This window comes from Desulfobacter sp., assembly GCF_050177295.1.
The window spans coordinates 1-19,416 of the sequence record NZ_JBFXHE010000014.1 but is presented as its reverse complement, the minus strand read 5'-3'; the positions used below and the strand labels follow the sequence as shown (position 1 = coordinate 19,416).

At 45.6% G+C, this 19,416-nt stretch carries 23 protein-coding genes; 3 read left to right on the top strand and 20 right to left on the bottom strand.

Annotated elements, in window-relative coordinates:
- Positions 1 to 70: 70 nt before the first annotated feature.
- Genes greA through lon form a run of 4 tightly spaced genes read right to left on the bottom strand, consistent with a single transcriptional unit; the run spans position 71 to position 4,361 of the window.
- A complete protein-coding gene (greA, locus tag AB7U36_RS02465; RefSeq protein WP_428158225.1) occupies positions 71 to 538 on the bottom strand; it encodes a transcription elongation factor GreA in 468 nt (155 codons plus the stop codon).
- A 34-nt stretch (positions 539 to 572) separates the two neighbouring features.
- Entirely contained in the window at positions 573 to 1,235 is a 663-nt protein-coding gene (locus AB7U36_RS02460; RefSeq protein ID WP_428158224.1) for a phosphatidylserine decarboxylase family protein, read from the bottom strand.
- 55 nt (positions 1,236 to 1,290) lie between these two features.
- Positions 1,291 to 1,986: a tRNA (adenosine(37)-N6)-threonylcarbamoyltransferase complex dimerization subunit type 1 TsaB gene (tsaB, locus tag AB7U36_RS02455; protein ID WP_428158223.1), complete on the bottom strand. Its 696-nt coding sequence runs from the start codon at positions 1,984 to 1,986 to the stop codon at positions 1,291 to 1,293.
- On the bottom strand, positions 1,986 to 4,361 hold the full coding sequence (gene lon / locus AB7U36_RS02450) for an endopeptidase La (protein WP_428158222.1): 2,376 nt from the start codon (positions 4,359 to 4,361) through the stop codon (positions 1,986 to 1,988). Before lon ends, tsaB begins: the two co-directional genes overlap by 1 nt.
- Positions 4,362 to 4,609: 248 nt before the next feature.
- On the opposite strand from lon, the gene AB7U36_RS02445 reads away from it, so the two are divergent.
- Entirely contained in the window at positions 4,610 to 5,395 is a 786-nt protein-coding gene (locus AB7U36_RS02445) for a prepilin peptidase (RefSeq protein ID WP_428158221.1), read from the top strand.
- 36 nt (positions 5,396 to 5,431) lie between these two features.
- Here the strand turns inward: AB7U36_RS02445 and AB7U36_RS02440 are convergent, their stop codons facing one another.
- Positions 5,432 to 5,905: a chemotaxis protein CheX gene (locus tag AB7U36_RS02440; RefSeq protein WP_428158220.1), complete on the bottom strand. Its 474-nt coding sequence runs from the start codon at positions 5,903 to 5,905 to the stop codon at positions 5,432 to 5,434.
- Between the two features lie 198 nt (positions 5,906 to 6,103).
- On the opposite strand from AB7U36_RS02440, the gene AB7U36_RS02435 reads away from it, so the two are divergent.
- Positions 6,104 to 6,373, top strand: a complete 270-nt coding sequence (locus AB7U36_RS02435; protein ID WP_428158219.1) for an HU family DNA-binding protein — start codon at positions 6,104 to 6,106, stop codon at positions 6,371 to 6,373.
- A gap of 72 nt (positions 6,374 to 6,445) precedes the next feature.
- The gene (locus tag AB7U36_RS02430; RefSeq protein WP_428158218.1) at positions 6,446 to 7,201 is read left to right on the top strand and encodes a PilZ domain-containing protein; all 756 of its coding nucleotides are present in this window, start codon (positions 6,446 to 6,448) and stop codon (positions 7,199 to 7,201) included.
- On the opposite strand, the gene AB7U36_RS02425 is transcribed toward AB7U36_RS02430, so the two are convergent.
- The 15 genes from AB7U36_RS02425 to AB7U36_RS02355 all read right to left on the bottom strand — a co-directional run.
- On the bottom strand, positions 7,175 to 8,623 hold the full coding sequence (locus tag AB7U36_RS02425; RefSeq protein ID WP_428158217.1) for an exonuclease domain-containing protein: 1,449 nt from the start codon (positions 8,621 to 8,623) through the stop codon (positions 7,175 to 7,177). The genes AB7U36_RS02430 and AB7U36_RS02425 overlap by 27 nt on opposite strands.
- Before the next feature lie 117 nt (positions 8,624 to 8,740).
- Complete coding sequence (rpsI, locus tag AB7U36_RS02420; protein ID WP_428158216.1) at positions 8,741 to 9,136, bottom strand: 30S ribosomal protein S9; 396 nt, start codon at positions 9,134 to 9,136, stop codon at positions 8,741 to 8,743.
- A 23-nt stretch (positions 9,137 to 9,159) separates the two neighbouring features.
- The gene (gene rplM, locus AB7U36_RS02415) at positions 9,160 to 9,594 is read right to left on the bottom strand and encodes a 50S ribosomal protein L13 (protein WP_428158215.1); all 435 of its coding nucleotides are present in this window, start codon (positions 9,592 to 9,594) and stop codon (positions 9,160 to 9,162) included.
- Between the two features lie 72 nt (positions 9,595 to 9,666).
- Entirely contained in the window at positions 9,667 to 10,086 is a 420-nt protein-coding gene (locus tag AB7U36_RS02410) for a bactofilin family protein (protein ID WP_428158214.1), read from the bottom strand.
- Positions 10,087 to 10,130: 44 nt separating this feature from the next.
- The gene (locus tag AB7U36_RS02405) at positions 10,131 to 11,072 is read right to left on the bottom strand and encodes a hypothetical protein (RefSeq protein WP_428158213.1); all 942 of its coding nucleotides are present in this window, start codon (positions 11,070 to 11,072) and stop codon (positions 10,131 to 10,133) included.
- Positions 11,036 to 12,439 (bottom strand): L,D-transpeptidase Cds6 family protein, encoded by a 1,404-nt coding sequence (locus AB7U36_RS02400; protein ID WP_428158212.1) that lies wholly within the window; start codon positions 12,437 to 12,439, stop codon positions 11,036 to 11,038. The genes AB7U36_RS02405 and AB7U36_RS02400 overlap by 37 nt, the downstream gene beginning before the upstream one ends.
- Positions 12,436 to 13,476 (bottom strand): Holliday junction branch migration DNA helicase RuvB, encoded by a 1,041-nt coding sequence (ruvB, locus tag AB7U36_RS02395; RefSeq protein WP_428158211.1) that lies wholly within the window; start codon positions 13,474 to 13,476, stop codon positions 12,436 to 12,438. The genes AB7U36_RS02400 and ruvB overlap by 4 nt, the downstream gene beginning before the upstream one ends.
- Positions 13,473 to 14,114, bottom strand: coding sequence for a Holliday junction branch migration protein RuvA (gene ruvA / locus AB7U36_RS02390; RefSeq protein ID WP_428158210.1), 642 nt, complete (start codon positions 14,112 to 14,114; stop codon positions 13,473 to 13,475). Before ruvA ends, ruvB begins: the two co-directional genes overlap by 4 nt.
- A 20-nt stretch (positions 14,115 to 14,134) precedes the next feature.
- On the bottom strand, positions 14,135 to 14,614 hold the full coding sequence (locus tag AB7U36_RS02385; RefSeq protein WP_428158209.1) for a crossover junction endodeoxyribonuclease RuvC: 480 nt from the start codon (positions 14,612 to 14,614) through the stop codon (positions 14,135 to 14,137).
- 30 nt (positions 14,615 to 14,644) lie between these two features.
- Entirely contained in the window at positions 14,645 to 15,538 is an 894-nt protein-coding gene (gene ybgF, locus AB7U36_RS02380) for a tol-pal system protein YbgF (protein WP_428158208.1), read from the bottom strand.
- A 78-nt stretch (positions 15,539 to 15,616) separates the two neighbouring features.
- Positions 15,617 to 16,180 (bottom strand): peptidoglycan-associated lipoprotein Pal, encoded by a 564-nt coding sequence (gene pal, locus AB7U36_RS02375; protein WP_428158207.1) that lies wholly within the window; start codon positions 16,178 to 16,180, stop codon positions 15,617 to 15,619.
- A gap of 46 nt (positions 16,181 to 16,226) precedes the next feature.
- Entirely contained in the window at positions 16,227 to 17,579 is a 1,353-nt protein-coding gene (gene tolB, locus AB7U36_RS02370) for a Tol-Pal system beta propeller repeat protein TolB (RefSeq protein WP_428158206.1), read from the bottom strand.
- 23 nt (positions 17,580 to 17,602) lie between these two features.
- Positions 17,603 to 18,730 (bottom strand): cell envelope integrity protein TolA, encoded by a 1,128-nt coding sequence (gene tolA / locus AB7U36_RS02365; protein WP_428158205.1) that lies wholly within the window; start codon positions 18,728 to 18,730, stop codon positions 17,603 to 17,605.
- A 9-nt stretch (positions 18,731 to 18,739) separates the two neighbouring features.
- On the bottom strand, positions 18,740 to 19,159 hold the full coding sequence (tolR, locus tag AB7U36_RS02360) for a protein TolR (protein WP_428158204.1): 420 nt from the start codon (positions 19,157 to 19,159) through the stop codon (positions 18,740 to 18,742).
- Positions 19,160 to 19,416 (bottom strand): MotA/TolQ/ExbB proton channel family protein (locus tag AB7U36_RS02355; RefSeq protein WP_428158203.1); only part of this gene is annotated, 257 nt, incomplete at its 5' end. It lies immediately after the preceding gene.

The window sequence follows — 19,416 nt, the reverse complement described above, 5'->3', positions numbered from 1 at the left end:
TCACTTTCCTTTCTAAAATTTTACTAAGATTTACTGCAATCTATAAAAATTCAGATAAAACAACAATAAATCAAAGAATATCAACAACCTCATAAACCCGTTTTCCACCCGGTGCCTGGACAACGGCCTCTTCGCCCGGTGTTTTCCCGATCAGGGCTGAACCAAGGGGAGAAGATGCAGAAATTTTGCCTTTTTTAATATCAGCCTCATCCTCACCGACAATCATGTATTCCTTTTCTTCTTCGGTATCCAGATTCTCCACAAGAACACGGCTGGCAAAACGTATCACATCCTTGGCCACAGTGGCGGGATCAATTACTTTGGCGTTTCCGATCTTATATGAAAGCTCACCGATCCTGCCTTCAATAAAAGACTGACGCTCCTTTGCAGCATGGTATTCAGCATTCTCAGACAGGTCTCCATGGGCCCTGGCCACCTCAATGGCTTTGATTATCTCAGGACGGTCCACGGTTTTTAATTTTTCCAGTTCTTTTTTCAAGGCCGAAAAACCTTGCTTTGTTACAGGTATCTGGTCCAAAATTTAAAATCTACTCCATATTTTTATTTTTTAATCAGCACATACGGCCGATAATACTGCTTCCGGCACTTGTTTTGTCTCCGGGGTTAACAAGTATTTCAAAGCCCATGGGCAGATAAAGGTCCAAACGGGATCCAAACTGTATCATACCATACCGGTCGCCTTTGTGAACCTGCTCATTGATTTTCACGCAGTTGACAATACGCCGTGCAATGAGTCCTGCAATCTGGACACAGACATAACGACAGCCATTGTCCGTTCTTATTACCAGTGCATTGCGTTCATTGTGAACACTTGCTTTATCAAAAGATGCGTTTACAAATTTACCCGGATGATATTGAACCTTTTCAATCATACCGCTAAAAGGGATACGGTTGACATGGACATTGAAGACATTCATGAAAATACTGATCTTCTGGCAGGGTCCATCCATGTATTCACACCGGGTAATGCGCTCTACAACAATCACCTTCCCGTCTGCCGGAGAGACCAGAAAATCACCGTCTTCCGGTATCATACGTTCAGGATCTCTGAAAAACCAAGTGATAAAGAAAGTGACCAGCAACGCCAGCCCCCCTGTTTTCAGGCACCCCAAATAAAAAAACATCACCGTAACAAGAATGGCTGCAACAACATATTTAACGCCTGGCATGGCAATGGGAAGCACTACCTTTGCCGGCCATTTAGAATTGTCCATATCCCTACCTAAATCACCAAAACCTAACGTTTATATCAAGTATCTGAATATATTGTCAAGCGCCTGTTTTCCCATCGAAATGGATCTGCGCATCGGATTTTCTATGATAAACCGGGTTCAGGGGATGATTCTCAAAATCAAACCCGCCGTTATCAGACATTGCAGACATCACCAGAGCACAGGCGCTTACCCCATCCATGGATGGGTGAGAAAGTACGGCCTTGTCATGGGTTCGGCTGCAAATGCTTTTGCAGTATACCTTTGATCCTGACCCGACAAACAGTGCGCCGGCGCCGGCCTGGTCAATGGCTGTCTCCGGCGGACATACCATTTCCGGGCCTTTTTGAATAAGCTTACCATGGTGGAACTGATATACGGCAGAATACACTTCTTTGCGCTTGGCATCCATCATCACGCACACAGGCTTTTGTGAATGACAGAATCTGAACGCAATACCGTCAAGACTTGAAACCCCTGCACAGGGTTTCGATACAGCCCTGGCCATCCCCTTAACCATGCTGATGCCGATGCGAAGCCCGGTAAAGCTGCCGGGTCCCCTGGCTGCAATGAATCCGTCTATCCGGTCAATGTCCACCCCTGTCCGACTTTTAACAGCCTGCTCAATCATGGGCAAAAGTCCTTTTGAATGGGTCTGCCGGCTGAACAGGCTGGACTCAAAAACAAGGGTATTATCTTCAAACAGGGCCATGCTTGCGCCCTGCTCTGCCGTGCTCAGGGCAAAAAGGTACATTATTCCGCTTCCAGGGCGAGATCCAGAACCTCCCTGACATCCTTCACACAGATGAATGTCAGCTTGGCTTTCACAGATTTTGGGATATCATGGAGATCCTTTTTATTTTTCTCCGGAATAATCACTGTCTTAATTCCAGCCCTTAAAGCCCCTAATGCTTTCTCCTTAAGGCCTCCTATGGGCAGCACCCTGCCCCGCAAAGAAATTTCACCGGTCATACCTACCTTATTATTCACCTTTTTACCGGTAAACGCCGACACCAAGGCTGTTGCAATGGCAATACCGGCCGAAGGACCATCCTTGGGGATGGCACCGGCGGGTACGTGGATATGAATGTCGTTGGCATCAAAGGCGTCCTTATCTATTCCCAGGGCTTCCTGATTGGCCTTGGTGTACGTCAATGCGGCCCTTGCAGATTCCTGCATAACCTCACCGATCTGCCCGGTGAGTTGCAACTCTCCTTTGCCAGGAAACAACGACGTTTCAATATACAGATGCTCACCACCCACTTCTGTCCAGGCAAGCCCCGTGGCCAAACCAACCTGACTTTCTTCCTGATCCATTTCATTAATATATTGAGGCGGGCCAAGGTATTTGGTTAAATTCTGGCAGGTAACGGAAAACCGCCCCTTTTGGCCCTCCGCGATCTGGCGGGCTATTTTTCTGCACACCGAATCCAGCTTACGCTCAAGCTCCCTGAGCCCTGCTTCCAAAGTGTATTCCGAAACTATGGACTCCATGGCATTTGGGCTAAAATTAATGGCACGGCGCGTCAAACCATTATCTTTGAGTTTTCTCGGCAAAAGATGCTGTTTCGCAATCACTACCTTTTCCTGGCGGGTATATCCGGAAATATGGATCAACTCCATCCTGTCAAGCAGGGCTGAAGGAATAGTGTCAGCCATATTTGCTGTCAGAACAAATAACACATCTGACAGATCAAAGGGCATATTCAGGTAATGGTCGGAAAACTCGAAGTTCTGTTCAGGGTCCAAGGCCTCCAGAAGTGCTGATGAAGGATCACCTCTGAAATCATTTCCCAGTTTGTCAATCTCATCCAGCATAAAAACCGGATTTCTAGTGCCGCATTGACGAAGACCCTGCAAAATTCTTCCAGGCATGGCACCGATATATGTTCTGCGGTGTCCCCTGATCTCTGCCTCATCACGGATACCACCCAAAGAGACCCGGTGGAACTTACGTTTCATTGCTTTGGCAATGGCACGGCCAAGTGAGGTCTTGCCCACCCCCGGAGGACCGACAAAACAGATAATCTGACCCTTTTTATTAGGATTGAGCTTACGAACACTTAAATATTCAAGAATTCGTTCCTTGGCCTTGTCCAGTCCGTAATGGTTCTGGTCTAAAACCTCTTCGGCTTTTTTTATATCTAAAAAATCCTTGGTGGTTTTGCTCCAAGGCAGTTCCACAATACAATCTAGATAGGTTCTGACCACTGAGGCCTCGGAAGAATCAAAATGCATCTGGTCCAGACGGGTCAACTGTTTCAGGGCCTCTTTTTCACACTCTTCCGGCAGTTTGCATTTTTTTATTTTTTCTTTGAAGTCAACAATTTCGGCAAGTTTGTCATCATTTTCCCCGAGTTCTCTATGGATGGCCTTGACCTGCTCCCGAAGATAATAATCCCTCTGATTTTTTGAAATTTCATCTTTGACATGGGTCTGAATTTTAGCCTGAACTGTTGACAGATCTAGCTCCCGGGCCAAAAGGTCATTGACCCGGGTTAAACGCTCAACGGTATCCATGGTTTCCAGAATGCTCTGGGCATCCTCCACCTTTAGGTTGAGATTAGAGGCCACCAGGTCTGCAAGTTTACCAGGGGAGTCAATATGGGATAAAAGATCGCCCACGTCACCTGAAAACTCGCCCTTAAGTGCTAAAAGCTTTTCACTGTTTTCCTTGACGTTGCGCATCAGGGCTTCAATTTCTATATCAAGGGAATCAGGTTCAATATCAGAAACAGTCTCCACCCTGACCTTAAAAAAAGAACGCTTTTGAACGAATTCAATGAGTTTTGCTTTGGAAATCCCCTGGACCAGGGCTTTGATCCTGCCGTCCGGCATTTTAATCATCTTCTGGACCCGGGCAATGGTACCGATATCATAGACATCCGCCGGCCCTGGCTTTTCCATTTCTGAGTCTTTCTGGACCGACAAAAAAACATACCGGTCAAATTCCACGCACTCCTCAATGGCCTTAATGGATTTCTCCCGTCCAACAAATAAGGGAAGCAGCATGTCTATAAAGACCACCACATCCCTGACCGGAATCATGGGAATTACCGTTGGAATGTCTTCGACATTACCTTCTTTTTCAATTATTTCAATCAGATCATCAATATCTGCTTCTGCCATTTATGCTCCTTGATTACGGCCATGGGCCGTTCCTGCGTTCTTTTACCGGGTATAATAACCCGGGTACATAGTGAAAGAACATTAGACCCTTTCATAGAAAAAATTGTTTTTACAATATAACAGAAAAATATTTTTACAATATCCTTGAAAAAATATTTTTATCATTGGATAGTTGGTTTAATCATATCAGAATACAGTCAAGCATCCCAGGTCCACTATAACCTATTGGTCATTGTCTAAGGAGTGTTATGTTCCAGCTATCCATTTTTATTGCTGTTATGTCCTTTATTTTCGGTGCTTGCATCGGCAGTTTCCTCAACGTGGTGATCCACCGGATGCCGGAAGGCCAATCCATTGCATTGCCGCCTTCCCACTGTCCTGCCTGCAATCATTCGATTCCGATTTATTGCAATCTCCCGATAATAAGCTTTCTTCTACTCAAGGGTAAATGCAGATTTTGCAAAGCGCCCATTTCCATACGCTACCCTTTGGTGGAGCTGGTCACAGGATTATTGGCCCTGGGGCTTTTTTTCAAATTCGGGCTGACGCCGGCCGCACTTTTCTATTTTATATTCGGCGCGGTACTCATTGCCATCTCTTTTATTGATCTGGATCACCAAATCATCCCGGATAAGTTGTCCCTTCCCGGGATTGTCATTTTTTCCACATCCTGCCTTTTTGTACCTCAAATGCGCTTTTATTCTGTGGTATGGGGCGTCCTAGCAGGCGGCGGCATTTTATATTTTGTGGCCCTTTTCTATTATTTTCTTCGCAAGCGCCAGGGTATGGGGGGCGGAGACATCAAACTTTTAGCCATGATTGGTGCGGCCACAGGCGTAAAAGGGGTCTTTTTCACACTATTTACAGGTTCAGTCTTCGGCACCCTTGGCGGGGCAGCTGCCATGGCTCTGGCAGGAAAATCCGGAAAAAGGCAGGCCAAAATTCCCTTTGGCCCGTTTCTTTCATTGGGCGCTCTTCTCTACGTTTTCTGGGGGGAGTCAATAATTCGGTGGTATATTGATTTTCTTAATTAGTTTAAGCGTCCGCATCACAGATGCACAAAATTTTAATCATGAGCTTTGATCCGAATAACAGACTTCAAGCAACACCTTGCCCTTGGTTGTACGAAAGGGGATACCGACAACATGCCTGCCGGCTGCGGTATGTAAAATCTCTTCATTTCGACCTGTCACAACTTTTACGAATTTAACTTTTACTTTTTTTCCCAGTTCCCCAATTTTTGTTGTCACATGCCCGGCAACCATGTTGCTGATCTCTCCCACGGCATCTGTAATTTCTTCATTAATTTCGGTTAGTTCCTCGCCAAACATGGCAGACACGATGCCTAATATACTTTTTTCAGTAAAAGAAATCGCAACCGTTGCTTCCAGATCCCCCTCAACTGTCAAAAACCCTGAAATATCGCCATGATGAACCGTGTTTTCTTTTACAAAAGGGGGCTCTGGTTTTACTTTCACTAACGCAGTGGTGTCAAGAATGTGTAAAGTTCCTTCAATGAAAGGATTAACAAGCGCTACATCCATTTTTTCCTCCTGTTTACAAACATTCTATGCTGTCGAAAAAAAACTGGCAACGATTTTTTAAAAAAACGTAATAAAGACTTGACACGCCCGGCTCAACGACGTACCGTACCCCAAAAAGCTGAATGAAAAATATTTTCATTAAACTATATTTTCAACTTAAATTTTTTCCTAAAAAAACCCCAAAAAAGGAGTGGCACGATGAACAAAGGCGATTTAATTAACAAAGTTTCAGAAGTTCTCAGCAGTAAAAAAGATGCTCAGGCAGCTGTTGACTGTATGATTCAGACAATCACTGATGCGCTGGCTGCTAATGACTCTGTTACTCTGGTGGGTTTTGGCACATTTAAAACCGCTGAAAGAAAAGAAAGAAAAGGCAGAAACCCCCAGACCGGAAAAGAAATCAATATCCCTGCTAGAAATGTGCCCAAATTCGTACCCGGTAAGGCGCTTAAAGACGCTGTTAAATAATTTCTTTTACCAGCATACTATTATTCAGGCAGTATTGACGGGAATCAATACTGCCTGATTGGATTATCGGGCATGGAATTTGACGTCAAAAAGATATTTTTCCCTTCGGTGGGAGTAGAACTGGTATTGAACATGAATACCGATTCTCCCATTTCAAAATCTTCCATTATTTATGATGCCGATTTTAAAAAACAGATCATCACCATTGCCCAGCCTATAGTTCCTGTAACCCGAAATACACCTTTTGAACAGCTTCATCTGACAACGCTTATTTATATTGAGCAGCGTCGTATACGAATTGGGATTAGTTGCAGGCCAATCCAGTTTATCAGCAACTATCCCATGGCCAACGGCACCCCGGTAAAAGCGATTGTAGTTCAATACCAATTGCCGGCCATTGAAATCAATATACGGTCCGCGTTCAGGATTTCCATGGCCGGAAGATATGCGGTAAGGGCCAAGCTGGTCTACAACAACCAAAAATATCGGACCCCGGGTGATTTTAAAATAAAGGATATCTCTTTTTCAGGTTTAAGCATTGTCATACTTGAAAAAAAAGAGAAACGTAACACACTCTTATCTGCTGCGCTGAAACCCGGTATCGAAATAATCATGGGGCTTGCTTTAGTGGACCGTGATCAGCCCGGGGCGATAGTAGCCTTTCCCGTTAAACTTCAGGTTGCGCGAATAAACAAGAATTATTCAGAAACCCATACATTGATCGGCCTGAAGATCACAAATATCACCCGGGAAAATGAAGAGGTGCTAAACAAGTTCATCCATGCTGCTCAGATAGAGGAATTAAAACGCATCAGCAAAAAAGGCTGATTGCCTTTGGATGTGCGATTTAAGCCCCTTTAACAAATTTTTCTGACTGGAATCAAAGGATTGTATTGCTTCTGCTTCAATCTTTTCAATCTCCGCAAGCGCCTTGGCACAGGTCCGTTTGACATCCTCCTTATATCCTTTGATAGGTTTATCCGGATCAATTCCCAAAAGCCGTTTTAGATGCGCGTGGAACTCAGGCGCACACCCCGGCTTTTCATTGAAATTTCGCACAAGGATTCTCTGGGCCAGCATCCGTACCCTGTTACTTTGAAAGCTTTGGGTAATCTGATATCTCTTTTTTTCTTCTGTTTTATGAAAAATCGCAATCTCTTTTTTATCCTGAGATGAGAAGAAACCACCCTGATACAAATCTGCATCAAGATCTATATCAGGCACCTGGGGATATTCGAAATTCCGGTGAAAGTCGGCTGTTTTTTCAAAACCGGACATGTTTTGTTTGATGAAATCCAGATTCAGTATGCACACCGTACGTGATGTAGGTGAAAGTTTCTCCCAGAAACGATCCAGAACAGGAAGAATGAACAACTGGTCACCCGGTTTTTTCCGTATTGTAATAAGATGATATACCCCAAGGGTCTCATCTGTCTGATCAAACAGCCCTTCCTTATCCAGACGAACCCACAGGCTTTGATTTTTATAAGGGACAGACCCACCCACATAAACAACAGGGGCCATATAGTTGCAGTCTGCACCAAATGAGACTGATACCATAAGGGCTACATCCATTCCGTACGCCTTGGACAATTTTGAGATTTGAAGACTGTTCATGCGCTTAAGATCAGCGTTTTTGTCAAAGAATCCCTGGATATACGACCAGATTTCCCCGTGTTTTGAAAACGCCTTTGCAAGATCGACAACAGACTCAACATCACTCATGGCTTCATGGGCCCTGCCCGAAGTTTTAAACTTGTTTTGCCGGGTCAAGTGTTCAAGCTTCATGGTTGCCTGTCCATTTTCCAGCACAGGCCATGAAAGTGCATGGGTGCAGAAAAGATAATATATCAATGTGACCGGCAGCATATCCATCCGGCCACACCCGTTGGCAAACTGATGCGTATACGGATCCAGCAGATTCCGATAAAAAAGGAAACGTAAGAATTCGTCATCAAATCCAAGGGAATTGTACCCTATACTGATGGTCTGCGGCGTATTCAAAAGAGAATGAATTTTCAAGGCTGCACGATATTCACTGATACCGGCCTCAAGTATTTGGGCCTCAAGTCCATGCGTAAGAAACGCTCCTGGAGAGGGCACAACATCATCCCTGAGGCGGATGACAATATCGTCCCTGGCGATTTCATTTAAAGACAGATCCGTACGAATACATGCAAAGGTCAGCACCTGGTCAAAGGCCGGATTCAGCCCGGATGTTTCGATATCATAAAATAGAAGTGTCTGCATTGATTATATAATGGACCCATCCAATATGTTGAAACCCAAAAGGGGAGCAAATGTAAGTTTGCTCCCCTTTGATATTCTAAATATGATGTTTTGAATACGTAAAAAACGCTGGTATATCTATCTCTTTGAGAATTGGAAGCTGGCTCTTGCTCCCTTTTGGCCGTATTTTTTACGCTCTTTCTGTCTGGCGTCCCTGGTAAGAAAACCTGCAGATTTCAGAACACCACGCAGATCCGGATCAGATAAAACAAGGGCCTTGGAAACGCCTTGCCGAATAGCACCTGCCTGGCCGGAAAAACCACCGCCCATCACTGTAATTTTAATATCAAAGGCATCACTTTTATCAGTCAGAATTAGAGGAGAAGTCAACACATTCCTCTTTACCGGGATATCAAAATACTCATCCAATTCTCTGTCATTAACAACAATTTTTCCTGTACCGGGCATAAGCCACACTTTGGCCACAGAATTTTTCCGTTTACCGGTCGCATAAAATTGATTTGCACTTTCCATTGATCGTATCATGTCCTTATGTATTAGAATTCGACAACCTGGGGCTTCTGTGCAGCATGGGGATGCTGATCGCCTGCATAAACAAATAATTTTTTTCCAAGCTTTCGGCCCAGTCTGTTCTTCGGAAGCATTCCTCGAACAGCCTTTCTTAAAAGATCTTCAGGTTTTTTCTCAAGCATCTCTTTAACCGTCTGGGCTGTGATTCCTCCGATATAACCGGAATGGCGATAATAGGTTTTCTGTCCCATTTTATTTCCGGTCAGACGAACCTTATCCGCATTGACAACAATCACCCAGTCGCCCGTGTCCACATGAGGGGTGAAAAGCGTGTTATGTTTACCCCGGATTCTATACGCTATCTGGGAAGCAAGCCGCCCAAGTACCTGGTCTTTTGCATCAATGACGCACCAGTTCTCTTTATTGTCAGATCTTTTTGCACTGTATGTATATTTTTTCAATGTTCTCCATGCTCCTCTAAATAAACGCAATCTAATATACCTATATAATTTCGTTTTTAAAGTCAAGCATTTTTATAATTCTATCTGTTTTTCCTCTTTCTGCCCTGGTTTCCCGCCTTTTGAAAAAAACGATTTCTCTTTCTTGGCAGGTTCCATTTTGCTGGATGTCTTACAGGTTACATCCGCATTAAGCACCCCACCGTTTTCCACAATCAGATCCTGACATACAACTTTTCCTGAACAGGAGCCTGTGGCCAAAATGATCAATTCCTTTGAGGCGATCAACTCGCCTTCAAAACTTCCGCCAATGGTCAGACTGGCCACTTTTGTCAAAGTTGAGTTGACCTCGCCGTCCTGGGCAATAACTACAACATCCCCATCAATTGTACCCGTCACCTGTCCTTTGATGATCAGTTTTCCACAACTTTCTATGGAGCCGTCAATCTTGAGTTCCTTATCAATGATGCTTAAATTCTTGGTATTTTTTCTCACAACGGCTGTCTCCTTGCAATGCACTTAAAATTTGAAAATCCGTATCAATCCGGCTTATTTTTTCCAATTTCAAAGGTGGTTTTAGATAACAGTTTTTCCTTTTCGTCAAATATAAATACGGAAGCCTCGGCAAAATCCGGCAGCAGTTTCGGGGTGGTGATGGTAAACCGAACAGGTTTAAAACGGGAAATGGAATAATAATGCCCTTGGTTGTAAGGACCGGGAACACCACCTTTCATCATCGAGGCTTTGGGTATAACCACCCACTTGTCAGGTGCGGCACCTTTGGATTTGAGAACACAAAAAATCCGGCCGGATATCTCTGTGGAACTTTGTGTGGTGTTTCTGATATTAAACCGAATAACAACATCCCGGGCATTACTGCCCGGGGAAAGGGAAAACGATTCAACACTTACATTAGGCAACCCGTCCTGTAATTGACTTAGGGGCCCGTCATCGCCGTCACCGGGCTTGGCACGGCTTGGTGCCGAATTTTTGTCATCCGGCCCAACACGCTCATCTTTGGCATTTTCCGAATCAGGCATTGCATCTACCAAAGATTCAACGCCATCCTTTTTTTCCTTCATGCCTGGACGCTTTTCTTTCTTGGGGAGAACCTGACCAATCTTTCCGGAACGGGTCAATGTTTCAAGTTCAGCTGTGTTACCCGTCATGACCAGCCGGGCCATGAGAAGCTCTTTTTCACTGGTCAAACGATCTACTTTTTTTTCAAGCACGTCCCGGGAACTCTTTAATTGAACATTCTGATTGTTCGCGCTGAAATAAAGCCGATAAAAAACAATCGTACAAAAGACACCTGCCATGCTGATTACCAGAAAAAAACAAACAAGAACTTTCAGAAAATCCCCGGATCTCATTTCACCAAAATCATTAATGATCAGGATACTCTTTTCCTTGCGCATTTTATGCGGCGCAGGTTTTATTCTGGCTATTTCTCTTTCCAGTTCTCTCGAAATATCTTCCATTCTCCATCCCGTTTAACAAGTTTAAGCTGTTTTCTTCCCTGGCTTGAAAGCCCGCTGGACTTATAATATTGAACAAAGCTGACCCAATACCCGTCTTTAGTGGGCAACGCCTTAAAATTTTTACCGGTAACCGAAATATAATCATATTTTCGGGCAATTTTTTTTTTGCGTGTCACCCATGCGGCCTTTCCCATGCCGTCACATACAAAATCACCAGCATAAAATTGTGCATATTTATCCATATTTTTTGAAGACCAGGCCGCCATCCACTGTTGAACTGTTTTAACCACCAGTTTATCTGTTGACCGATCTTTTGACAGATTTTTTGACCTTGCGGCTCCGGCAGGCGTGACATCCGTCCTCGGATCTTTTGACCGGTCTGTTGACCGATCTTTGAAAAACATTCTTGAGGCTGCCAGCAGCGGTGGCTCACCAGAATCAAAGGCTTTGTCTTTTGCCTGGAAAATATCTCCTATGATACGGGGGGCGGCAGCCCCCTGACGAATGAAAAACTGCCGTTTCCCAAGGTAGATTTTACTTCCGGCATTTCGGAAAATGCTCATGTCACAGAGAACAACAACAACGCCACCCTGTGCATAGATACCTTCATTCTCCAGCACAATTTTCAGCCCTTCGGGGTATTGTTCCTCTACCTTATCCCGGAGCTTAAGCCACGCTTCCCACCATGAAATATCCGGAAGATAGGTCTGGTCATAAAACGCTAAATATGCATGATAACTTTTCGCAGCCAGTGCCTTGGCCCATTGTTCAAGAAACCCGGCAATCTTCTCCCGGATCTGTGTCTGCGTATCAATGGATGTATAATCAATCTGTCCAACAATAATTAAGGGCGTGGCATCCAGGTCAATGTAATCGGACAGAGCAATGATATTTTTATTTTCCAGGGCAACGCACCCGTTTGAATCCATGGGCTTCAACGTCTTGTCTGTTCCGTGAATCCATATGGCCGATCCCTGCTTGCCATGGCGCAGATCCAAAAAATTGGGATAGTCTGACGGAAAGGCTTTTTCCCCGTATACCGGTGCCAGGTAACGGTCCTCAAATTCATCCTTTAAAAAATACACACCTTCCGGGGTTCTTTTATCACCGACCCGGGTTTTGGGCCCCGGATTTGCGCCTGTGGAACAAGGTGACTGGAACACCGGGGTGCCAAGGCCCTTTTTTCCAGAGTAGACATAAAGCATCTGGTTTTTTTTCTCTACGATAATGGCATTTCCATTGTCAGGTATCCGGATTAAAGCACCCGGCACGGATGCCGCAGGGGCCGTCCCCGGGTAAAACCATACCAGACAGACAGACAGAATCACTATGGCCATGGGGATTGTTAATTTCGTTTTGCTGATCATTTACTCTCATTTTCCAAATTCAAATGCCGATATGCATTTTCCGAGGCTTTTCTACCGCTGGAAGTGCGCAGCACAAGGCCGATTTTCAATAAATAGGGCTCCACCACATCCACTAGGGTGTCAGTCTCCTCCTGCAAGGTAGCTGCAATGGCTTCTATTCCCACTGGTCCGCCGTTGTAAAACCGAATAATAGTTTCAAGATAATTGCGGTCCAAAGGTGTCAGACCAAGGTCATCAATGCCTTCCAGATACAAGGCATCCCGGACGCCTTTAGCCGTCATAAGCCCCTGGTGCCTGACCATTGCATAATCCCTGACTCGTTTAAGAAGCCTGTTGGCAATCCTAGGCGTTCCACGTGATCTGTTAGCAAGTTCCAAAGCACCGTCATCTGTTATACGGGTTTTCAAAAGCAGGGCCGACCGCTGAATAATAACCGTCAACTCTTCAACAGAATAAAAATCAAGGGTGCGAAATATACCAAACCGGTCCCGTAGCGGCGCGGATAAAAGACCCACCCGTGTGGTGGCCCCGATGAGCACAAACTGTTTAAGCCGGTACCTGTGACTCCGGGCATGAATTCCCTTGTCAAAAACAAAATCCACGGCAAAATCCTCCATGGCAGGATAAAGGAACTCCTCCACCACTTTGGGAATCCTATGAATTTCGTCCACAAAAAGGATATCACCCTCCCCCAGATTGGTTAGAATACCCACAAGGTCCCCGCCTTTTTCCAGAGTTGGGCCAGAGGTAACGGTCAGGTCTTTCCCCATTTCATTTGCAATAATGTAGGACACCGTTGTTTTCCCGAGCCCGGGGGGGCCGTGCAACAGGATATGATCTAAAGGTTCCCGGCGCATTTTTGCCGCCTGGATGGCAATCTTGAGGGTTTCCACAGCGGCTGCCTGTCCTACATAATCATCAAAACACCCGGGACGAAGGGAAACAATCTCCTGGGAATGATCTTCGATTTTCAGCTTTTCTGAAACCACGCCCTTTTTATCTGAACTATAGCTTAAAATGTCCCCGCCTGCCGTCATCTGGTCTCCTGATAAATTTCGTCAAACAGGTCTTCCGGGGAACTGATGCCTGGATTCTTTTCAAGGACTTGTCTGATCATTCTTCTTGCCGATGACGCAGAGTGTCCAAGCTGTTCAGTGAGTACCTCAGCCACCTGTTTGACCATAGTCTGCTTTTCTTCGGGCACAAAATCCTGTGAATCCGTTGACGCAGCATCCGGATCAGGTCTTTTGGCCGCAGCAAAAGCCAGGACCTTTCCGTTCAGGGTAGCGACAATTTTTTCTGCTGTTCTTTTTCCGATACCTGCCAATTGTGACAAAAAGGCAGTATCACGGTCTTCAATGGCTCTGGCCACCTGGGACACCGGTTTTGTCAACGCCTTTATCGCCTTCATGGGCCCGATGGCGGCCACGGTGATGAACAACTGAAAGAATTCCTTGTCATCCGGGGTCAGAAACCCGATGAGTACGGGTTTGGGCTGCCGCTCTGTGACATGGTAATAAATATACAGCTCAATTGTTTCATTGGCCTGGGATTTATCCATACACCTGGACAGGGTAATGGTGTCCAAAAGGATCTCATAACCGATATGACCGGCCAGCAGGATAATGCCATCCGCCTCCTCGCGAAGAATCTTTCCCTCAAGATATGCGATCATATTTAAATCCTTGTATTTACTTAGTGCCCTCCATACCGGAAAAGTCCGGTCAATGCCATTCCCAGGGCATCCGAAGCATGAAAAGGACGAATGGGTTCATGGTGATTTAATACATGGCGCACAGCACGTTCTACCTGATACTTATCTGCACTGCCGTTGCCTGAAATCACCTTCTTAACTTCCCTGACAGCCACCTCGCGAATCTGCACACCCGCCTTGAAAGCCGCTAAAATCAGCACACCTGAAACTTTGCCCAACATAATAGCCGATCCCGGGTATTTTTCAAGGGAGTAAATGTCTTCAATAACGACAAGATCCGGCTGCTGTTCAAGTAGAAAGGATTTGGCTTTACGGTAAATTTGGTCCAGCCTGACCGGTGTGGATTCACCGGCATCTGTGGAGATGCTGCCAAAGGAATATCCGGCAATATGACGGCCCTGCCCCTCAATAACCCCAAGGCCGGTTCCGGCAAGGCCGGGGTCAATGCCTATAATTTTCATAACCAGGGACAACGCAATCAGTTGATATTTCTAAATATTTTTAAGTTTTTCCTTGGCATATTTGGCTTCCTGGGAATTAGGATACCGTGTGATCAGCTCGTTGAGAATCAGTCTGGCATTGGCCTTTTCACCAAGGGCTGCAAATGCATATCCCTGCTTAAGCCGGGCTGATGCATTTTTATTTGAATTGGGATAATTCTCAAGTACTTTCTGGTATTCCAAAATGGCCTTTTCGTACCATTTCTCAGCATAATAAGAATCGGCAATCCAGAATCTTGCATTGTCCGCATTTTTAGAATCCGGGAATTTGCTGATAAAATTTTCAAACTGGACCCTTGCGTTTTCCAGGTCACTCTGGTCAAGCAGTTTTTTTGCATAGGCGTATAAACCGTCCTCGGTATCCTGCTTCTGACTGGACATATGATCATTTTTTTGTCCGGGCGATCCTGAGACGGTGGGCTCAAACCCCATATATTTTTCCAGGGCAATCACCTTTTCATAATTTCTGGAGATGGCATTGTCCAGACGCTCCAGCCTTTTTTCCAGGCTTTCCTGACTTTCCTGTCCATTCATGCCGAACTTGTAGCTCATCTCTTCGAGCTGAGCCTGAATTCCATGAAAGTCGTCCTTGAGCTGCTGAATATCATACTTTACCTCAGCATAATCTTCCCGGGTGGTTTTGGAAAATTCGTCCACCTGTTGTTTAAGATGCCCAAAATCACTGGTATTGGTCTGATCAAGCGCATTCCGGCGGCTGTTATCCTGTTCGATGACCGCCACCCGGGTCTCCAGTGCCTCAAACTGATTGGGTGCCACACAACCCGATAGAAAAACGATGGCTGCAAGGCAGGGATAAAAACGCAAAGGGTTCATTATGATATGAAATCCGAAAATAGTTAAATGGGATATGGTACAGGCAGACATTCCCGCCTGTACCCTTCAAAACTCAAAACGCACACAAGGGAGCTAACCCTGAAAAAGGGTTAGCTCCCTGTATCTTTATTACCTGATCACAAACTGTGCACGCCTGTTCATGCGATAAGCCTCTTCTGTGGATGCCGGATCCAGAGGTTTTTCTTCTCCATAGCTGACCGTGCCCAGACGACTGGCTGAAACGCCTAAATCCACAAGATAATTTCTGGCTGCGGCAGCGCGTCTTTCCCCTAGAGCCAAGTTATAAACCGTGGTACCACGTTCGTCACAATGGCCTTCAATCATCACAGTCTCAGAAGAGTTGGCCTGCAGCCAATCCGCTTTTTCCCGCAGCAGATCCTTGGCTTCGCTTGAAAGCTCAGCACTGTCATAGTCAAATAAAATGTTCTGATTCAGGAAATTGGACCTGGCTTCTGCAAGCCGGGCCTGGGCCTGCCGCTCTTCTTCCAGCTGCTGGGCTCTGATCCTTTCAGCCTCAAGACGGGCAGCTCTTTCCGCATCTGTCTCCCCCATTTCTTGTCCCTGGTTTACGTCACCAGGATCAGCGACCTTCGGTTTTGAACAAGAGACCATGGTCAAAAGTCCTGCAACCAGTACTACCATCACCAAATTCATCAATACTTGTCTTTTCATCGAACTGCTCCTTTTTTTTTTGATTTATGTTTCTAACTTATTTTTCCTACTCAACTACAAAACCTGCATCATCTGACCAGTCTGGTTCACTCTGGACCCCGGACATGGAAAGAAGCTGCCGTTGATCTGTACCGGCTGCGGTCATGACGAACAGATGAGCCCTTCCGCCGTTCCTGGTGGATTTAAAGGCAATCAAGCTGCCGTCAGGAGACCAGCAGGGATCTTCGTTATCGCCCTGCCCTGCGGTCAACTGTACCGGAGGACCGATATGCGGATCAACAGATATCACAAAAATATTAATTTTATTTTTTTCAATCCCCACATAAGCAATCTTTTTTCCGTCCGGGGACCATGCCGGGCTGGTATTATATTTTCCGGCAAACGTGATGCGCTGGGCCTCTTCCGAATCCAGCCCCTGAATATAAATCTGCGGATTGCCGGACCGGGATGAGGTAAAGGCGATCTTCCTGCCGTCTGGAGAAAATTTAGGCGACACATTGGATCCCCAACTCTTGGTAACTCTTTTAATAATTTCTCCTTTCCGGGTCAACAAATATATTTCCTGATTCCCTGAAAAGCTTAGGGTTGCGGCAAGATTAGGCTTTCCGGGCATCCAGTCCGGAGAAATATTAATGCCTTTATAATTAACAATAGCGCCCAGGTTGTCCTTAAGATTTTTTATGAAAATATCAGGCTTACCCTTGGCATAGGAGACATAGGCCAGCCACTGGCCGTCATTGGACCAGGCCGGAGACAATGAAATACTATTATGGTTGGTAATCTGCCGGGGATTAAATCCGTCAAAATCGCAGGAAAAGACCTCTTTATTCCCATTGACTGTGGAAACAAAGGCAATTTTTGATCCGAAAACCCCAAAATTTCCGGTCAATGCTTTGGCCACTTCCGCACAGAACCTGTGAATCATGGCCCTGATCTGAGTGGCCGGCCCGCTATATACTTTTCCCACCAGAAGCTTTGTATTAAAGGTATCCATGAGGCGAAGCTGCAGTTTGACCTGGCCGTTACTCTCTTCTATGCCAGCCGTAACCAGAAGTTCAGCCCCGATGCCTGTCCAATCCTTGAAATTAATCTGCCCCAGTTGAATGCCTGATTCCGCAGGGTTGGATAAAAAAGCCGTTGGATCCATGATTTTCAGATATCCTGTGAAATCAAGTCCTGCCTTCAGAATCTGTTCAGCCTGAACGCCTGCAGCCACCTCCGCCTGATGGCCGCTGAAAGCCTTAAACGAAGTCACCGCAGTAGGCGTTTTGTTTAAAAAGGGATTTGAAATACTAATATAATCGTAATCCTTTGCCAGGGCCTGGACAGACAGAAGAACAATAATGGCCCATATCCGGACTGTCTTGTACAGCACATGCAAATATTTGTTTTGTTTCATTTGACCACCTGTTTATATTAAGGCTAATTAAGGCCCCGGGGGGAAAATCCAAGTACCAGTTCATAGGAGGACATTCCCTTGGGCAGTTCCGGCAGAGGATTTGCCCTTTGTACGGCCTTTTTAGCAGATTCATCCAGATAATTGTTTCCAGACCGGGTTTCAAATGAAATATCCCGGATATCACCGCTTTTTAATATTTTTATAAAAATTCTGACTTCAAGGTCTTTATTAAGTCCGGCCATGGCATCATTGAAAATCCAGTTCTGTTCAATGGCAGACTTGATAACCATCTGATACAGCGTCAAAGGACCGGCTTCTCCGACGCCGCCACCGCCGCCACCGCCGCCACCGCCACTACCACCTGCTCCATTGCGGCCGGAATTTGTGCCCTGGCCACCACTTTCCTTTGAGGCGACCGAGGCCTTCATCCGTTCCAGGGCCTTGTTGAACTGGGCCTGGGCCTGGGCCTGTCTTTGCTTTTCAAGTTTCTCAGCCTTTTCTTTTTTGGCCTTTTCTTTCTCTGCTTTTTCTTTCTCAGCCTTTTCTTTTTTGGCCTTTGCCAGATCTTGTTCTAATTTTTTCCTGGCTTTCTCTTCTTCCTTTTTTTTCTCTACCACAGGTTTTTCTTTTGGAGATTCTTCCTTTGGTTCTTCCTTTTCTCTGGCTGCGATCAGATCTTTGAGATTATCGGGTTTTGACTTCAGACTGACCTCGGGCTTGAGTATCTGGATTTCCGGTTCAGCGGGTTCAGCGGGTTCAGCGGGTTCAGCGGGTTCAGCGGGTTCAGCAGCTTCAGCAGCTTCAGCAGCTTCAGCAGGTTCAGCAGGTTCAGCAGGTTGGGATGGAATTTGTGAAACAGCATCTATATTCACCTTGTTGCCGTTATCAGACGCAGGTTCATCAGGCGGACCGGGAGGTTTTTCCGGAGTTTGGGCACTGGCAGGCCCCGGAGCAAATGTAACCAGATTCACAGTAACGACTTTGGGCTTGGGTGCGGAAAACTCAAAATCATATAGAAAAAACAAGCTGATAAAAAAAAGCGCATGGCAAAGCATTGATAAGAGGCAAACCAGAAAAAAAACTTTCGGTTCAGTATCTTTAGGCGCGCTGGCAGATCTTCGCTTGTTTTCAATTTGAAACCGGATATTCATTTTACGCCATTAACCCGCCTGTTTTTCATCCTCGGGCAGAGTAATCATACCCAGGCTTGTGACACCGGCTTTTTTAATCTGGGACATGACATTGACCACCACCCCATAGGGCACTTTTTTATCTGCCTTGAGGTAAACATTTTTCTTATCAAGATTCTCCATGACCGCTTCAAGCTTTTCTGCCAGGAAGGCAGCACTGACCTCCTGCTCGTTGATATACACTTTCATATCAGCATCAATGGAGACAATCAGATTCTGCTCATCCGTAGGCAATGATTGGGAGGTTGCCGTGGGCAAATCAACGTCTACGCCCTGAACCATCATGGGTGCCGTGACCATAAAAATTATCAGTAAAACCAGCATGACATCCACAAAGGGTGTCACGTTAATTTCTGACATCATGGAGTCATTTCCTGATCCAAGCTGCATCTACGCCTCCAGCTTTCTAAAAACATCCCGTTCAATAATATTCAACAGATCTGAAGAGAAACTTTGAAGTTCTGAATTCATCACCCGTATTCGGTCATTAAAATAATTATATGCAATAACCGATGGAATGGCCACGGAAAGGCCGGCTGCAGTGGCGACCAAGGCCTCGGAAATGCCGGGAGCCACAACGGCAAGACTGGCAGAGCCTGATAGCCCGATCCCCTGGAAGGTGCTCATGATGCCCCACACCGTACCGA

Excerpts from the sequence above, each read along its gene's own strand:
- AB7U36_RS02435 (WP_428158219.1), top strand. The coding sequence starts at position 6,104 with ATGAACAAAGGCGATTTAATTAACAAAGTTTCAGAAGTTCTCAGCAGT.
- AB7U36_RS02440 (WP_428158220.1), bottom strand. The coding sequence starts at position 5,905 with ATGGATGTAGCGCTTGTTAATCCTTTCATTGAAGGAACTTTACACATT.
- tolB (WP_428158206.1), bottom strand. The coding sequence starts at position 17,579 with ATGAAACAAAACAAATATTTGCATGTGCTGTACAAGACAGTCCGGATA.
- AB7U36_RS02445 (WP_428158221.1), top strand. The coding sequence starts at position 4,610 with ATGTTCCAGCTATCCATTTTTATTGCTGTTATGTCCTTTATTTTCGGT.
- AB7U36_RS02460 (WP_428158224.1), bottom strand. The coding sequence starts at position 1,235 with ATGGACAATTCTAAATGGCCGGCAAAGGTAGTGCTTCCCATTGCCATG.
- AB7U36_RS02430 (WP_428158218.1), top strand. The coding sequence starts at position 6,446 with ATGGAATTTGACGTCAAAAAGATATTTTTCCCTTCGGTGGGAGTAGAA.
- AB7U36_RS02385 (WP_428158209.1), bottom strand. The coding sequence starts at position 14,614 with ATGAAAATTATAGGCATTGACCCCGGCCTTGCCGGAACCGGCCTTGGG.
- tolR (WP_428158204.1), bottom strand. The coding sequence starts at position 19,159 with ATGCAGCTTGGATCAGGAAATGACTCCATGATGTCAGAAATTAACGTG.
- rpsI (WP_428158216.1), bottom strand. The coding sequence starts at position 9,136 with ATGGAAAGTGCAAATCAATTTTATGCGACCGGTAAACGGAAAAATTCT.
- ruvB (WP_428158211.1), bottom strand. The coding sequence starts at position 13,476 with ATGACGGCAGGCGGGGACATTTTAAGCTATAGTTCAGATAAAAAGGGC.
- tsaB (WP_428158223.1), bottom strand. The coding sequence starts at position 1,986 with ATGTACCTTTTTGCCCTGAGCACGGCAGAGCAGGGCGCAAGCATGGCC.
- tolA (WP_428158205.1), bottom strand. The coding sequence starts at position 18,730 with ATGAATATCCGGTTTCAAATTGAAAACAAGCGAAGATCTGCCAGCGCG.
- lon (WP_428158222.1), bottom strand. The coding sequence starts at position 4,361 with ATGGCAGAAGCAGATATTGATGATCTGATTGAAATAATTGAAAAAGAA.
- AB7U36_RS02425 (WP_428158217.1), bottom strand. The coding sequence starts at position 8,623 with ATGCAGACACTTCTATTTTATGATATCGAAACATCCGGGCTGAATCCG.
- ruvA (WP_428158210.1), bottom strand. The coding sequence starts at position 14,114 with ATGATCGCATATCTTGAGGGAAAGATTCTTCGCGAGGAGGCGGATGGC.
- pal (WP_428158207.1), bottom strand. The coding sequence starts at position 16,180 with ATGAAAAGACAAGTATTGATGAATTTGGTGATGGTAGTACTGGTTGCA.
- ybgF (WP_428158208.1), bottom strand. The coding sequence starts at position 15,538 with ATGTCTGCCTGTACCATATCCCATTTAACTATTTTCGGATTTCATATC.
- AB7U36_RS02405 (WP_428158213.1), bottom strand. The coding sequence starts at position 11,072 with ATGGAAGATATTTCGAGAGAACTGGAAAGAGAAATAGCCAGAATAAAA.
- AB7U36_RS02400 (WP_428158212.1), bottom strand. The coding sequence starts at position 12,439 with ATGATCAGCAAAACGAAATTAACAATCCCCATGGCCATAGTGATTCTG.